The sequence below is a fragment of the Nonomuraea sp. NPDC001699 genome (assembly GCF_053596455.1).
Genome location: NZ_JBSFGF010000081.1, coordinates 1 through 1,457 on the forward strand (window position 1 = coordinate 1; position 1,457 = coordinate 1,457).

Below are 1,457 nucleotides of genomic sequence, written 5' to 3' on the forward strand. Positions count from 1 at the left end.
GGTGAGCGGGATGCGGTGGTGGTGCAGGTGTGGGTGGCTGCGCCGGATGAGGTGGGTCGTCGTGATCTGGGCGTTTATGCCAGACCGGCGGAAGCTGGTGAGGAGGTGCCCTGGGTGCGGCACGCCACCGGCGTCCTGGCGGTGGCGGGGGAGGTCGGGGAACGGCTCGATGCCGCAGCCTGGCCGCCGCCGGGTGCGTCCATGATCGATGTGGCGCGGATTCACGAGCGGCTGGCCGAGGACGGGTTCCGCTACGGGCCGGTGTTCCAAGGGCTGCGGGCAGCTTGGCGGGGCGCGGACGGTGACGTGTTCGCCGAGGTCGCGCTGCCCGAGCAGGTCGCCGATGCGGGGCTGTTCGGCGTGCATCCAGCGCTGCTGGACTCGGTCCTCCACGTGCTGCCGTTCGCCGGGCTGGGCGGTTGGAGCCTGGACGGTGCGGGGGGCCTTCGGCTGCCGTTCTCGTGGAGTGACGTGTGTCTGCACGCGGGTGGCGCCTCGTTCCTCCGAGTACGGCTGGCCAGAACGGGTGATGAGTCGGTTTCGCTGGCGGCGGTGGACGCTGCCGGGGAGCCGGTGTTGTCGGTGGGGTCGCTGGTGCTGCGTCCGTTCTCGGCGGATCAGGCAACCGTGGCCGGCCGGGGGGCGGAGCGGGACGGGTTGTTCCACCTGGACTGGACTCCGGTGCAGACGGAGGACGCGGGATCTGTATCCGTGGCTGTGATCGGTTGCGAGGGAATGGAACTATGCGCCCCGATGCGGGGGCCGGTCGACGTTCATCGGGATCTGCCGTCGCTGATCTCGGCCGGGCCGGTTCCCGGTGCCGTGCTGGTCGGGGTCATCGCTGATCCGGCGGAGAGCGCGGCGGCCGTGGCGCATGAGGTGACCGCTTCGGTGCTCGTTCTGTTGCAGGAGTGGTTGGCCGATGAGCGGCTGGAAGGTTCGCGGTTGGTGTTTGTGACGCGGGGTGCGGTGGCGGTTGGTGAGGGTGAGTTCGTCGCGGATCTGGCTGCTGCGGCGGTGTGGGGTTTGGTGCGGTCTGCGCAGTCGGAGAATCCGGGCCGGTTCGTGTTGCTGGATGTGGATGCTGAGCTGGGGGGTGGTCTGCTGGGTGGGGTGCTGGCTTCTGGTGAGCCGCAGGTGGCGGTTCGCAACGGTCAGGTGTGGGTGTTGCGGTTGGTGTCGGGGGCTGGGTTGTTGCCGCCGTCTGGGGTGCCGTGGCGGTTGGGGAGCCGGGCGAAGGGGAGTTTGGATGCTCTGGAGTTGGTGGAGTTTCCGCAGGCTGCTGCGCCGTTGGCGGTTGGGCAGGTGCGGGTCGAGGTTCACGCTGCTGGGTTGAATTTCCGGGATCTGCTGGATGGGTTGAATGCTCTGGGCTGGTTCCAGGACAAGGTCGGGCTGATGGGTGGTGAGGTGGCCGGTGTGGTGCTGGAGGTCGGGCCAGAAGTTGTCGATCTCCA

Annotated in this window: 1 protein-coding gene; it reads left to right on the forward strand. The window is 68.8% G+C overall.

The annotated features are described in order from the left end of the window. Positions 1-1,457: polyketide synthase dehydratase domain-containing protein (locus ACWCSU_RS52790; protein ID WP_449945252.1), on the forward strand; the 1,457-nt coding region annotated here is incomplete at both ends.